We start from the raw sequence: 14050 nt of genomic DNA on the forward strand, positions 1-14050 counted from the left end.
CACCCCCCAGAGCCGCGACGACGACCGCCGGCGTGGCCGCGCTCCCCAGGGGCGCGAGGAGAACGACCGGGCGCGCGGACGCGCGTCCCAGGAACGGGACGAGGGCGCCAGGGGCAGGACGCCGCAGGAACGGCCGCGCAGGCGTGGCGACGGCCCCGGCCCCGACCAGGCCCGCGGCTCCAGAGCGGACCAGCCACGCGGCTCCCGGTCCGATCAGTCAGGCGGCTCCCGGCCGGAGCAGTCGCGCGGCTCCGGGCCCGGGCGGGCGCGGGGGGGCCGGCCCGGGGGGGGGCCGCCGGCCCGGGGGGGGGCGGGGCGGGGGGGGGGGGCGCGGGGGGGGGGGCCGGGGGGGGGGGGGGCGGCCCCGGCCGGACGCGCGGTTCCGCCTCCGGCCGGTCCCGCACGTCCGGGCTGGACCAGGCGCGGGGGCGTGAGCACGGCGTGCTGCGCCGGGGCGCGGACGTGCCGCCCCCCAGGGGCCCGCGCCGCCCGCCCACCCCGCCGCGCCCGCCGAGGCCCCCGCTGATCCTGCGCCTGGGCAGCCCGCGCAGGCGCATCAACATCGGCCTCATCGGCATGACGTTCGTCCTGTCGATCTTCGCCGGGCGGCTGATCCAGATGCAGGGCCTCGACTCCAAGGTCTACGAGGCCGCCGCGGTCGGCCAGCGCCAGCACGTCGAGGAGATCCCCGCCAAGCGCGGCGCGATCACCGACGTCAACGGCAACGCGCTGGCCCGTACGTCGGAGGCCCGCGAGGTGTCCATCGACCCCTCCAAGGTCCCGGCGGACGTCCGCGCCAACGTGGCCACGATCCTGGCCAGGCAGCTCGGCAAGACCGTGGAGGAGATGACCGCCAAGCTGTCCAGGACCGAGAGCCGCTACCAGCTCCTGGCCAGAGACGTCGACCCGGTCGTGGCCACGCGCCTGCTCCAGGCCCGCGTGCCCGCCCTCAGCACGAAGAAGACCTACCGCCGCGACTACCCGGCCGGCGACCTCGCCGGCAGCCTCATCGGCTTCGTCGGCGACGAGGGCAACGGCCTGGGCGGCATGGAACAGGCCAAGAACCGCATCCTGGCCGGCCGCGACGGCAAGCAGCGCGTCGAGACGGGCCGCGACGGCCTGCGCATCCCCATGACCAGCAGCGAGCGCACCGCGCCCGTCAACGGCCAGGACGTACGGCTGACCATCGACCGCGACATCCAGTGGGCCGCCCAGAAGTCGGTCGCCGACCAGGTGCGCGAGTCGGGCGCCAGCAGCGGCGCGGTCATCGTCATGGACGTGCGCACCGCCCAGATCGTCGCCATGGCCAACGCGCCCGAGCTCGACCTGGGCAACTGGCGCAGGGCCCCCGCGTCCTCCTACGTCAACAAGGCCGCCGCCGACGTGTTCGAGCCCGGCAGCACCAACAAGGTGATCACCGCCGCCGCCGCGCTGGAGGCCAAGGAGGTCACCCCCGACACGGTGTTCCAGGTGCCCGACAACATCAAGTGCGCCGACCGGGTGCTGCGTGACGCCCACCCCCACAAGCCCGAGGCGATGACGTTCCGGCAGGCCATGGCCCAGTCCAGCAACGTGGCCACGATCATGGCCGCCCGCAGGGTCGGCAGCGAGCGCCTGTACACGATGCTCAGGGCGTTCGGGTTCGGCACGACCCCGGCGGGCGGCGTGCCGAACGCCGAGGCGGGCCTGCTGCCCAACTACAAGAACTGGTCGGGCAGCCAGAGCTGCACGGTCGCCTACGGCCAGGGCGTGTCGGTGACCGCCCTGCAGACGGCCAGCGTCTACCAGACCATCGCCAACGGCGGCGTACGCGTCGATCCGCAGATCGTGGCGGGCACCACCGACGCGACCGGCAGGTTCGTCCCGGCTCCCGCGGGCAGGCAGACCAGAGTGGTGAGCGAGACGACCGCCAAGGAGATCACGACCATGCTGGAGACCGCGGTGAGCGCCGAGGGCACCGGCGCGCTGGCCGCCATCCCCGGTTACCGGGTGGCGGGCAAGACCGGCACGGCCGACCGCTACGACGCCGAGCTGGGCCGCTACGACGGCTACACGGCCTCCTTCGTCGGGTTCGCGCCCGCGGACGCGCCCCGGCTGGTGGTGCTCTCGGTGCTCCAGAACCCCAAGAACGGCCATTTCGGCGGCCAGCTCGCGGCCCCCGTGTTCAAGGATGTGATGACGTTCGCCATCAAGAGCAGGAAGATTCCTCCCACAGGCTCGGACGTGCCCCCGGTGCGTACGCGCGCGGGACAGTGAGCAGGGAAGGTACGCTCTCGCCGTGCGTCCCCCGTCGTCTATGCGTCCCAAGACCAGCCCGCCCCGTCCGCTGACCGGGCTCGCGACCATGCTCGACGCCGATTCCGGCACGTCGAGGTCACCTCACGCCGCCCTGACCGGCGTCACCATCGATTCCCGTGCCGTGCAGCGCGGCGATCTCTACGTGGCGCTGCCGGGCAACCGCGTGCACGGCGCGACCTTCGCCGCCGAGGCGATGGCGCGCGGAGCCGTGGCCGTCCTCACCGATCCGGCCGGGCGGGAGGCGTCCGTGGCCACCGGCCTGCCGGTGCTGATCGTGCCCGATCCGCGCGCGCTGCTCGGGCAGGTCTCCTCCTGGGTCTACGGCCAGCCGGCCCACGACATCCAGGTGATCGGGGTGACCGGCACCAGCGGCAAGTCCACCACCACGTTCATGCTGGAGGCCGGGCTGAAGGCGGCGGGCCACACGACGGGCCTGGTCGGCGGCGTCGAGATCCACGCCGGAGACATCGGCTTCGAGCCCACCCTGACCACGCCCGAGGCCCCGCAGCTGCACGCGCTGTTCGCGCTGATGCGCGAGCAGGGAGTCACCGCGGCCACCATGGAGGTCTCCAGCCACGCGCTGGCGCTCGGCCGGGTCGACGGCGTCTTCTACGACGTCGCGCTGTTCACCAACCTCTCCCAGGACCACCTCGACTTCCACAAGGACTTCGAGGACTACTTCGCCACCAAGGTCAGGCTGTTCCAGCCCGAGCTGAGCCGCGTCGGCGTGACCAACATCGACGACCCGCACGGCCGGGAGCTGCTGCACCGGGCCAAGGTGCCGATGACCACGTTCTCGGCGCTCGGCGACCCGGAGGCGGAGTGGCGGGCGCTGGAGGTCAGGCTAGGCGCCGACGGCAGCGCCTTCCGGGTGGCCGGCCCCGGCGGGGTCGAGGCCGACGCGCAGATCTCGCTGCCGGGGCCCTTCAACGTCGCCAACGCGCTCGGCGCGATCGTCTGCCTGGTGGAGTCGGGGGTGCCGCTCCAGACCGCCGTGCACGGCGTGGGGACCCTCACGGGGGTGCCCGGGCGCATGCAGCGCATCACCTCCGCCGAGGAGGAGTTCCAGGCGCTCGTCGACTACTCCCACAAGCCGGGCGCCGTGGAGTCGGTGCTGCGCTCGCTGCGGGAGGTGACCGCGGGCACGCTGACGATCGTCCTCGGCTGCGGCGGCGACCGCGACACCGGCAAACGCCCGCTCATGGGCGAGATCGCCGCCCGGCTGGCCGATGTGGCCATTTTCACCAACGACAACCCGCGCTCGGAGGATCCGCTCGCCATCCTGGCCGCGATGATGGAGGGAGCGCTCGGCGTTCCGCCCCGCGACCGCGCTCATGTGATCATTGAGCCCGACCGCGCGGCCGCGATCGACCTGGCCGTCGGCCGGGCCGGCCGCGGCGACGTGATCGTCGTGGCGGGCAAGGGTCACGAGCAGGGCCAGTACGTCTCAGGCGAAGTGATCCCGTTCGACGACCGCGAAGTGGTCGCCGAAGCGATCGACGCACGCAAGGAAAGCAGGAAGCACCGATGATCCCGTTGCCTCTGGCCAGGATCGCCGAGATAACCTCGGGCGCCCTGTCGGGCATGGCAGACCCCCGCGCCGTGGTGCGCGGGCCCGTAGTGATCGACTCACGCGCGGTGGAACCGGGATCGCTGTTCGTCGCCCTCGCCGGGGAGCGGGTCGACGGCCATGACTACGCCGCGCAGGCGATCCGGGCCGGAGCGGTGGCCGTCCTGGCCTCCAGGCCGGTCGACGCGCCGGCGGTGATCGTCCCCGACGCCGCGGCCGCGCTGGCCGAGCTGGCCGCCGCGCAGACCGCGGCGCTGCCCCAGGCCACCGTGATCGGCGTGACCGGCTCGGCCGGCAAGACCAGCACCAAGGACCTGCTGGCCAGGCTGGCCGGCCGGATGGGGCCGACCATCGCGCCGGTGGGCAGCTTCAACAACGAGCTCGGCCATCCGCTGACCGTGCTGCGCGCCGACGTCGACACCCGGTTCATGGTGCTCGAACTGGCCGCCCGCAACATCGGCCACATCAAGGACCTCACCCGCATCGCGCCGCCCAGGATCGGCGTGGTGCTCAACGTCGGCACCGCGCACCTCGGCGTGTTCGGCGGCAAGGAGGCCATCGCCAAGGCCAAGGGCGAGCTGGTGGAGGCGCTGCCGCGCACCGGCGTGGCGGTGCTCAACGCCGACGACCCGCTGGTGGCGGAGATGGCCTCGCGCACCGAGGCGCGGGTGACGTACTTCGGGCGCGGCGAGGGCGCGGCCATCCGGGCCGAGGAGGAGACGGTCGACGCGCGCGGGCGGGCCTCGTTCCTGTTGCGCACGCCGTCCGGGGCCGCGCCGGTCACGCTCCAGCTCTACGGCGCGCACGCCGTGGAGAACGCCCTGGCCGCCGCCGCCGCGGCCTACGAGCTGGGCCTGCCGGTCGCCACGATCGCCGAGGAGCTGTCGGAGGCCACGCCGCGCAGCCGCTGGCGGATGGAGGTCACCGACCGCCCCGACGGCGTCACGGTGGTCAACGACGCCTACAACGCCAACCCCGACTCGATGCGGGCCGCGTTCGACATGTTCGGCGTGATGGGACGCGAGCGGCGGCGGTACGCGGTCATCGCGGCCCTGCGCGAGCTGGGCGACGAGAGCGCGGCGCTCAACGCCGAGCTGGGGCGGCTGGCGGGCGGTTCGGGCCTGACGGGCCTGGTCGTCGTCGGGCCGGACGCGGGCCCGGTGCTGGAGGGCGCGAACGAGGCGGTGTCGGCCGCCGCGGGACCGCCGGGTGGCGGAGGGCCATATGCTCCCCAGATGACCCGGATCGTACACGTCCCTGACGCCGAGGCAGCGGCGGCCGCACTGGCCGGCCTGCTGCGCCCCGGCGACGCGGTGCTCGTCAAGGGCCCCCGCGCGATGGGCCTGGAACGCACGGCGGAGCTCCTTCTCGGAGGTGCCGCTCAGTGATCAACATCGTCATCGCCGGCGCGGTGGGCCTGGTCCTGTCGATGCTGGGGACCCCCTTGGCGATCAGGCTGTTCTCCCGGCGCGGCTACGGCCAGGAGATCCGCGAGGAGGGCGTGCAGGCCCACCTCGGCAAGCGGGGCACCCCCACCATGGGCGGCATCGTCTTCGTGCTGGCCGCGCTGCTGGCCTACGGCGGTTCCCATCTGGCCACGCTCACGCCGCCGACGGTGTCGGGCATGCTCGTGCTGTTCCTGATGACCGGCCTCGGCGCGGTCGGGTTCCTCGACGACTTCATCAAGATCTACAAGCAGCGCAGCCTGGGCCTGCGCAGCGGCGCCAAGGCCCTCGGCCAGCTCGTCGTCGGCGCCGTGTTCGCCGTGCTGATCACCCGCCAGCCCAACGTCTACGGCATCACCCCCGCCGAGACCCGGCTGTCGTTCCTGCGCGACATCGGCCCCTCGATCGGCATCGTCGGCTTCACCATCTGGGTGCTGTTCATGATCGTCGGATTCTCCAACGCCGTGAACCTCACCGACGGCCTCGACGGCCTGGCCAGCGGCGCGACCGGCGTCGTGCTCGGCGCGTACGTGCTGATCGGCAACTGGCAGCTGCGCAACAACTGCATCGACCAGCTCGGCCCCAACTGCTACTGGGTGCGAGATCCACTCGACCTGTCGGTGGTGGCCGCCGCCGTGCTGGGGGCGCTGGTCGGGTTCCTGTGGTGGAACGCGCCGCCGGCGAAGATCTTCATGGGCGACACCGGCTCGCTGGCCCTGGGCGGCGTGCTGGCCGGGCTGGCCATCGCCACCCGCACGCAGCTCCTGCTGATCATCCTGGCCGGGCTGTGCGTGATCATCACGGCGTCCGTCATCATCCAGGTCGGGTTCTTCAAGATGACCGGTAAACGGGTGTTCAGGATGGCGCCGCTGCAACACCACTTCGAGCTGAAGGGCTGGGCCGAGACCACGATCGTGGTGCGGTTCTGGCTGATCGCCGGGCTCTGCGCGGCGCTCGGGCTCGGGCTGTTCTACGTCGAGTGGATGCCCAAGTCATGACGGTCACGTGCGTGGCCGGGCTCGGCGTCTCCGGCACCGCGGTGGCCGAGGTGCTGGCCGAGCGCGGCGAGCGGGTCGTGGTCGTGGAGGCCGTGGAGGGCGAGCGGCAGCTCGCCGCCGCGGCCGCCCTGGCCAGGGCCGGGGTCGAGACCAGGTTCGGCGAGATGGCCCTGCCCGAGGGCGTGACCAGGCTCGTCACCACGGGCTGGGCGCCGCACCACCCGCTGATCGCCGCCGCGCTGGCCGCCGGCGTCGAGGTCGTGGGGGAGGTGGAGCTGGCCTGGCGGCTGCGCCCGCCGCACGCGGCCCCCTGGCTCGCGCTGACCGGCACCAACGGCAAGACCACCGCCGTACGCATGCTCACCTCGATCCTGGTGGCCGCCGGGCGCAACGCCCTGGCCGTGGGGAACGTGGGCGTCCCGGTCGTACGCGCCGTCGCCGAGCCGTACGACGCCCTGGCCGTCGAGCTGTCCAGCTTCCAGCTCCACTGGTCCAGCACCCTGGCCCCGCACGCGGCGGCGATCCTCAACATCGCCCCCGACCACCTCGACTGGCACGGCTCGATGGCCGAGTACGCCGCCGCCAAGGGCCGCATCTACGAACGCGCCGGCACCGTGATCTACAACGCCGACGACCCCGAGTGCGCCCGCCTGGCCGAGCCCTACGAGGGCGCCGTCGGCTTCACGCTGCGGGTGCCGCGCAGCGGCCAGATCGGCGTGGTCGAGGACCTGCTGGTCGACCGGGCGTTCGTGGACGACCCGGTGGAGGCGGCCGAAGAGCTGGCCACGCTGGCCGACATCCGGCCCCTGGCCCCCCACAACGTGGCCGACGCCCTGGCCGCCGCCGCCCTGGCCCGCTCGCTCGGCGTCCCGTCGGAGGCCGTACGCCTGGGGCTGCGCGCCTTCAAGCCCGACCCCCACCGCCTGTCCCACGTCGACCGGGTCGGCGACGTCGACTACGTCGACGACTCCAAGGCCACCAACCCGCACGCCGCCGCCGCCGCGCTGAGCGCCTACCCGTCGATCGTGTGGGTGGCCGGCGGTCAGCTCAAGGGCGCCGACGTCGACGACCTGGTCCGGCGGGCCGCGCCCCGGTTGCGCGGCGCGGTGCTGCTGGGCGCCGACCGCGCGGCGATCGCCGAAGCACTCGCGCGACACGCGCCGAATGTCCCCGTCGTGGACATCCCGGGCCAAGACACTGGTGTGATGGACACCGTCGTCACCGAAGCCGCGCGCCTGGCCTCGCCGGGGGACACCGTGCTGCTCTCCCCCGCGGGCGCCTCACTCGACATGTTCCCCGGCTACCCGGCGCGAGGGGAGGCCTTCGCCCGTGCCGTCCACGAGCTGAGGCGGCGGCGTGAGCAGTAGCACCGGGACCGCCGGCACCCGTCCGGCCGCGGGTCAGGGCAAGGCGCAGGAGAGCCCGGCGAGCTGGTTCCGCGAGCAGCGCGCCGTGCTGAAGGAACTGCTCGACAAGCCCCTGACGACCTACTACCTGATCATCATGTGCAGCGCGCTGCTGCTCGCGCTCGGGCTGATGATGGTGCTGTCGGCCTCCGCGATCGAGGCGCAGCAGAAGACCGGCAACCCGTTCTCGTGGTTCATCAAGCAGTCGCTGTCGGCCGGCGTCGGCGTGCCGGTGATGTACGCCTGCTCGCGCCTGCCGCCGAAGTTCTTCCGCTGGGCGGGCTACCCGCTCATGGCGCTGGCGGTGCTGGCACTGGTCATGGTGCTGTTCATCGGCGAGTCCGAGCTGGGCGCGCAGCGGTGGATCTACCTCGGCCCGTTCACCCTCCAGCCGTCCGAGCCGGCCAAGCTGGCGCTCGTGCTGTGGGGGGCCGACCTGCTGGCCAGACGGGCCAGGCAGGGCCGGATCGAGTGGCGGCAGATGCTGATCCCGCTCATGCCCGGCACCGCGATCCTGGTCGTCATGGTCCTGCTCGGCCGCGACCTCGGCACCACCCTCGTGCTCTTCATGATCTTCCTGGCGCTGCTGTGGGTGGTGGGGGCGCCGGTCAAGCTGTTCGGCGGCATCCTCGCGCTGGCGGTGCTGGCCGCGGTCATCATGATCAAGGTCGAGCCCTACCGGATGAAGCGCATCGGGGCCTTCCTCGACCCGTGGGCCGACGCCCAGGGCGCCGGCTACCAGGCCGTCCAGGGGCAGATCGCGATGGGCTCGGGCGGCTGGTTCGGGCTCGGGCTCGGCAGCAGCCGCCAGAAGTGGAGCTGGCTGCCCCACGGCGAGAGCGACTTCATCTTCGCCATCCTCGGCGAGGAGCTGGGGCTGATGGGCACGCTGATCGTGGTGGCGCTGTTCGGCCTGCTCGGCTACGCGGGGCTGCGGGTGGCGGTCCGGGTCAACGACGGCTTCGTACGCCTGGCCGCGGCCGCCATGGTGGCCTGGATCGTCGGGCAGGCGACCGTCAACATGGGCGCGGTGCTCGGCGTCCTGCCCATCACCGGAATCCCGCTGCCGCTGGTCTCCTACGGCGGATCGTCCCTGCTCCCCACGCTCGCGGCGCTGGGCATCCTGCTGTCGTTCGCCAAACGCGAGCCCGGCGCGCGCGAAGCCTTGGCCGCGCGTGGCCCCGGACCCGCCGCACGGGGCCTAAGCTGGCTTGGCCTGGGGGGTACGTCCAGAGGCCGAGTGAGACGTTAGGGAGTGACCGAGATGAGGGTGGTCCTCGCCGGTGGGGGGACGGCCGGGCACATCGAGCCCGCGCTCGCCCTTGCGGACGCGCTGCGCCATCTTGACCGGAGCGTCGGCATCACCTGCGTGGGCACCGAGCGCGGCCTGGAGACGCGGCTCGTGCCCGCCAGGGGCTACGATCTCGAACTGGTGCCGGCCGTGCCGCTGCCCAGGGCGATCACTCCCAGCCTGCTGACCGTGCCGGGCCGGCTGGCCGGGGCGATCAACGCCGTCTCCGGCGTGCTCGACCGGGTCGGCGCCGACATCCTGGTCGGCTTCGGCGGCTACGTCGCCACGCCGGCCTACCTGGCGGCCAAGCGCAAGGGCCTGCCGATCGTCGTCCACGAGGCCAACCCCCGTCCCGGCCTGGCCAACCGGCTGGGCGCCCGGCTGACCGACCACGTCTTCACCGGCTTCCCCGACGCCTCCCTGCCCAAGGCCGAGTTCATCGGCACCCCGCTGCGCCGCGAGATCGTCACGCTCGACCGGCTGTCCACCGGCGACAAGGCGCGCTCCTGGTTCGGGCTGGAGAACGACCGGCCCACGCTGCTGGTGTTCGGCGGCTCCCAGGGCGCCAGGTCGCTCAACGAGGCCGCGCTGGCCGCCGCGCCGGTGCTGCGCGGGGCCGGCATCCAGGTGCTCCACGTGCTCGGACTGAAGAACACCGTCGAGCACGAGCCGCCGCCCGGCGACCCTCAATACGTGCTGCTGCCCTACGTCGACCGCATGGACCTCGCCTACGCCGCCGCCGACGTCGCGCTGTGCCGCAGCGGGGCGCTCACCTGCGCCGAGCTGACGGCCGTGGGGCTGCCGGCCGCGTACGTGCCGCTGCCCCACGGCAACGGCGAGCAGACCGTCAACGCCGAGCGCGTCGTGCGGGGCGGCGGCGGCCTGATGGTCGACGACTCCGACCTGTCACCCGATTGGATCATCCAGAACGTGCTGCCCATCCTCCGCGACCCCGAGCGGGTCGTCGTCATGTCGGAGGCCGCCTCCCGACTGGGGCGCAAGGACGCCGATATCATGCTTGCCAGGAAAGTGTTGGAGATAGCCCGATGAGTCTCGTCAAGCTGGTCGATCCCGTAGCCGTCGAAGAGCTCGGCCGCGTGCACTTCATCGGCATCGGCGGTGCGGGCATGTCGGGCATCGCCCGCATCCTGCTCAAGCGCGGCGTCCGCGTCACCGGAAGCGACGCGCGCAGCTCCGAGCTGGTGACCGAGCTGCGCGAGCTGGGCGCGACCGTGCACATCGGGCACGCCGCCTCCCACATCCGCGACGTCGACACCGTGGTCGTCTCCACCGCCATCCGCGACTCCAACCCCGAGCTGGGCGAGGCGCTCAAGCAGGGCCTGCGGATCATCCCGCGGGCCGCCGCGCTGGCCTCGGTGATGGCCGGCCGCACCGGCGTGGCCATCGCCGGCACCCACGGCAAGACCACCACCACCTCCATGCTGACCGTGGCGCTGCAGAAGTGCGGCGCCGAGCCGTCCTACTGCGTGGGCGGCCAGCTCGTCACCACCGGGCTCGGCGCCGACGAGGGCACGGGCGGGGTGTTCGTGGCCGAGGCCGACGAGAGCGACGGCTCCTTCCTCATGCTGGCCCCCGACATCGCCGTGGTGACCAACGTCGAGGCCGACCACCTCGACAACTACGGCGACCCGCGCGCGGTGCACGACAGCTTCGCCCGCTTCGCCGACCGGGTGGGCTCGCTGCTCATCCTGTGCGCCGACGACCCGGGGGCCGCCGAGCTGGCCGGGCGGGCGCGCGAGCGCGGGCTGCGGGTCAGGACCTACGGCGAGAGCGGCGACGACTACCGGGTGACCGGCGTGCGGCCCGACGGCTTCGGCACGGTCTTCTCCATCGAGGGCAGGGGAGACGTGCGGCTGGCCGTCCCCGGGGCGCACAACGCCCTCAACGCCACCGCCGCCATCGCCGTGGCCGACGAGCTGGGGCTGGCCTTCGAGGACATCAGAGACGGCCTGGCGGCCTTCACGGGGGCCAAGCGGCGCTTCGAGGCCAAGGGCGAGGCGGGCGGCGTCGCGGTGTTCGACAGCTACGCCCACCACCCGACCGAGCTGGCCGCCGACCTGCGGGCCGCGCGCGACGTCGTGGCCTCCTACTCGGGCACGGGCCGGGTCATCGCGATCTTCCAGCCCCACCTCTACTCGCGCACCCGCTTCTTCGCCGACGACTTCGGCGCCGCGCTCGCGCTGGCCGACGAGGTCATCGTGCTCGACGTCTACGGCGCGCGGGAGGATCCCGAGCCCGGCGTGTCCGGCGCGATGGTGGCCGGGCGCGTGCCGCTGCCGGCCGAGCGGGTGGCCTACGCCCCCGACCGGGCGGCGGTGCCCGACCTGGTGGCCGGGCGGGCGCGTCCCGGCGACATCGTGCTCACGATGGGCGCGGGCGACGTGACCGAGCTCGGGCCGCAGCTCGTGGCGCGCCTGTCCTGAGCCGTACGGGCGTGGCGGGCGGGTGCCGGGCGGCCCGTGGCGTACGTTCGTAGCCGGCGTGCGAGGAGGGCGATGAAGGCGCGTAACGCGTTCCTGGTGCTGTTGACGGCCGGGGTGGTCGGCTCGGCCGCCTGGCTGGTGTTCTTCTCGCCGGTGCTGGGCGTGCGGTCGATCGAGATCGTGGGAAATCTCACAGTCACCAGCGAGCACATCAAGCAGCAGGCGGCCGTGCCCGACCTGCACCCGCTGGCCACGGTCGACCTGGCCGACGTCCAGACGCGGGTGCTCGGCATCCGGCAGCTCGCCACGGCGAAGGTCGACCGGGTGTGGCCCGGCACGCTCAAGATCGAGGTGGTCGAGCGCGAGCCCGTCGCCGCGATCCCCGCGGGCGGCCGGTTCGCGGTCGTCGACAAGCAGGGCGTGGTGATCGAGGTCAAGGACACGTTGCCGTTCATGCTGCCGTTGCTCAAGGTCGACCGGCCGGCGGCGGGCGATCCGGCCACCATGGCGGCGCTCCAGGTCGTCCAGGCGCTGCCGCCGGTGGTGGCGGGCAAGGTCCGGCAGGTGCGCGCCGCCTCGGCCGAGGGCGTGACGCTGGAGCTGTCCGACGGCCGGACCGTCCTGTGGGGCGGCGCCGACAGGCCGGAGGAGAAAGGCCGCATCCTGGTCTCGCTCCTGGGCCGCAAGGCCACCCTGTACGACGTCAGCTCTCCCGACGTCGTCACCTTGAAGTGATCACGAGTGTCAGGGTCTGGCAACTCCGTGGCAAGGGCATCGCGTGCCTGTGCGAGGTGGGGGTCGCGGCGTGAGAGCCTGTAGATCGGACCTTCGGAAGAGGAAGGCCCCGACCAGGCGCGACTTCGGAGCGAATCGGACAGCCCGCGACACGCCGGACGCGCTTGCGGCGCGGTTAGTTGACCCGCCTGGTAGGGGACTCCTACTGTCCGTATCAATCCTCAGGTTGACATAAATCTAAATCTCAACCTGAGGTTGAGAGTTACGAAAACTGAGAAAAAGCGGAGACGATCCGCACCGAAATGGCAAGTCAACGAGCGGAAAGGCCCCTCGTCGTGGCAGCACCGCAGAACTACCTCGCGGTCATCAAGGTCGTCGGCATCGGCGGCGGCGGAGTGAACGCCGTCAACCGGATGATCGAAGAGGGACTCAAGGGCGTCGAGTTCATCGCCATAAACACCGACGCCCAGGCGCTGCTGATGAGTGACGCCGATGTGAAACTCGACGTGGGCCGCGAGCTCACGCGCGGACTGGGCGCCGGAGCCAACCCCGACGTGGGGCGCAAGGCGGCCGAAGACCACCGTGAGGAGATCGAGGAGGTCCTCAAGGGGGCCGACATGGTCTTCGTCACGGCCGGCGAGGGCGGTGGCACGGGCACCGGCGGCGCGCCGGTCGTGGCCAACATCGCCCGGTCGCTCGGCGCGCTGACGATCGGCGTGGTGACCCGGCCCTTCAGCTTCGAGGGGCGGCGTCGCGCCTCGCAGGCAGAGGCCGGCATAGAGACACTGCGCGACGAGGTCGACACCCTCATCGTGATCCCCAACGACCGTCTGCTGTCGATCTCCGACCGGCAGGTGAGCGTGCTCGACGCGTTCAAGGCGGCCGACCAGGTGCTGCTGTCCGGTGTCCAGGGCATCACCGACCTGATCACCACGCCCGGCCTGATCAACCTCGACTTCGCCGACGTCAAGTCGGTCATGTCGGGCGCGGGCTCGGCGCTCATGGGCATCGGCCACGCGCGCGGCGACGACCGGTCGGTCGCCGCCGCCGAGATGGCGGTCTCAAGCCCGCTGCTGGAGGCGAGCATCGACGGCGCCCACGGCGTGCTGCTGTCGATCGCGGGCGGCTCCGACCTCGGCCTGTTCGAGATCAACGAGGCGGCCCAGCTCGTGTCGATGGCCGCCGCGCCCGACGCCAACATCATCTTCGGCACGGTCATCGACGACGCCCTCGGCGACGAGGTGCGGGTCACGGTGATCGCGGCGGGCTTCGACGACGTGCCGCCGCCGGTGGAGAAGCCGCTGCCCAGGCCCGCGGCCCGTCCGGCCGCGCAGCCCGCGGCGCCGGTGTCCTCCTCGGCCCTGCGGCCCGGCGTCCCGGCCTCGCCCAGCGTGAAGTCGGAGCCGCCCGCGCCGCGTCCTGAGCCGCGTCCCGAGCCGCGTGCCGAGCTTCGGTCGGAGCCCCGCCAGGAGTTCCGCGCCGAGCCCAGGCCGGAGGCGCGTCCCGAGCCGCGCCAGGAGTTCAGGCCGGAGCCCCGGCAGGAGTTCCGGCCGGAGGCGCGGCCCGAGCCGCGCGAGTTCAGGCCGGAGCCGCGTCCTGAGCCTCGCCTTGAGGCGCGTCCGGAGCCCGTGCGCCCGGTGGAGCCGGTCCAGCCCGCCGAGCCCGTCGCCGCCGCACTCGGCGACGACGAGCCGCAGGCCCCCGTCTCGATCCCGAGGCCCACGCCCGAACCGGCCAATCCGCCCACGCCCATCACCTCCCGCATGTCGGAGCCTCCCAAACGTCCTCGGGTGATCTTCGAGGAGCAGGAGGAGGAGCTCGACGTCCCCGACTTCCTCAAGTAGCTCACCACCCACCGCCGCT

General features: G+C 72.8%; 10 protein-coding genes. All 10 read left to right on the plus strand.

The window, feature by feature from the left end; translation table 11 throughout:
• Positions 1-462: 462 nt before the first annotated feature.
• Positions 463-2256, plus strand: coding sequence for a penicillin-binding protein 2 (locus ABZ815_RS34475; protein WP_357705381.1), 1794 nt, complete (start codon positions 463-465; stop codon positions 2254-2256).
• A 40-nt stretch (positions 2257-2296) separates the two neighbouring features.
• Complete coding sequence (locus tag ABZ815_RS34480; RefSeq protein ID WP_357705382.1) at positions 2297-3829, plus strand: UDP-N-acetylmuramoyl-L-alanyl-D-glutamate--2,6-diaminopimelate ligase; 1533 nt, start codon at positions 2297-2299, stop codon at positions 3827-3829.
• Complete coding sequence (gene murF, locus ABZ815_RS34485; protein ID WP_357705383.1) at positions 3826-5256, plus strand: UDP-N-acetylmuramoyl-tripeptide--D-alanyl-D-alanine ligase; 1431 nt, start codon at positions 3826-3828, stop codon at positions 5254-5256. The genes ABZ815_RS34480 and murF overlap by 4 nt, the downstream gene beginning before the upstream one ends.
• On the plus strand, positions 5253-6311 hold the full coding sequence (gene mraY, locus ABZ815_RS34490) for a phospho-N-acetylmuramoyl-pentapeptide-transferase (protein ID WP_357705384.1): 1059 nt from the start codon (positions 5253-5255) through the stop codon (positions 6309-6311). Before murF ends, mraY begins: the two co-directional genes overlap by 4 nt.
• The gene (gene murD / locus ABZ815_RS34495; protein ID WP_357705385.1) at positions 6308-7678 is read left to right on the plus strand and encodes a UDP-N-acetylmuramoyl-L-alanine--D-glutamate ligase; all 1371 of its coding nucleotides are present in this window, start codon (positions 6308-6310) and stop codon (positions 7676-7678) included. The genes mraY and murD overlap by 4 nt, the downstream gene beginning before the upstream one ends.
• An 85-nt stretch (positions 7679-7763) precedes the next feature.
• A complete protein-coding gene (gene ftsW, locus ABZ815_RS34500; RefSeq protein ID WP_357705421.1) occupies positions 7764-8969 on the plus strand; it encodes a putative lipid II flippase FtsW in 1206 nt (401 codons plus the stop codon).
• Positions 8970-8981: 12 nt separating this feature from the next.
• A complete protein-coding gene (murG, locus tag ABZ815_RS34505) occupies positions 8982-10058 on the plus strand; it encodes an undecaprenyldiphospho-muramoylpentapeptide beta-N-acetylglucosaminyltransferase (RefSeq protein WP_357705386.1) in 1077 nt (358 codons plus the stop codon).
• Positions 10055-11452 (plus strand): UDP-N-acetylmuramate--L-alanine ligase, encoded by a 1398-nt coding sequence (gene murC / locus ABZ815_RS34510; protein WP_357705387.1) that lies wholly within the window; start codon positions 10055-10057, stop codon positions 11450-11452. The genes murG and murC overlap by 4 nt, the downstream gene beginning before the upstream one ends.
• A 72-nt stretch (positions 11453-11524) precedes the next feature.
• Positions 11525-12187: an FtsQ-type POTRA domain-containing protein gene (locus tag ABZ815_RS34515; RefSeq protein WP_357705388.1), complete on the plus strand. Its 663-nt coding sequence runs from the start codon at positions 11525-11527 to the stop codon at positions 12185-12187.
• Positions 12188-12522: 335 nt separating this feature from the next.
• Complete coding sequence (gene ftsZ / locus ABZ815_RS34520; RefSeq protein WP_357705389.1) at positions 12523-14031, plus strand: cell division protein FtsZ; 1509 nt, start codon at positions 12523-12525, stop codon at positions 14029-14031.
• Positions 14032-14050 lie beyond the last annotated feature (19 nt).

This window comes from Nonomuraea sp. NPDC047529 (genome assembly GCF_040642995.1).
In the GTDB taxonomy this organism is placed as follows: Bacteria; Actinomycetota; Actinomycetes; order Streptosporangiales; family Streptosporangiaceae; genus Nonomuraea.

Coding starts and splice junctions, on each gene's coding strand:
- ABZ815_RS34480 (WP_357705382.1), top strand. CDS start 2,297: ATGCGTCCCAAGACCAGCCCGCCCCGTCCGCTGACCGGGCTCGCGACC.
- murF (WP_357705383.1), top strand. CDS start 3,826: ATGATCCCGTTGCCTCTGGCCAGGATCGCCGAGATAACCTCGGGCGCC.
- murC (WP_357705387.1), top strand. CDS start 10,055: ATGAGTCTCGTCAAGCTGGTCGATCCCGTAGCCGTCGAAGAGCTCGGC.
- murG (WP_357705386.1), top strand. CDS start 8,982: ATGAGGGTGGTCCTCGCCGGTGGGGGGACGGCCGGGCACATCGAGCCC.
- ABZ815_RS34515 (WP_357705388.1), top strand. CDS start 11,525: ATGAAGGCGCGTAACGCGTTCCTGGTGCTGTTGACGGCCGGGGTGGTC.
- murD (WP_357705385.1), top strand. CDS start 6,308: ATGACGGTCACGTGCGTGGCCGGGCTCGGCGTCTCCGGCACCGCGGTG.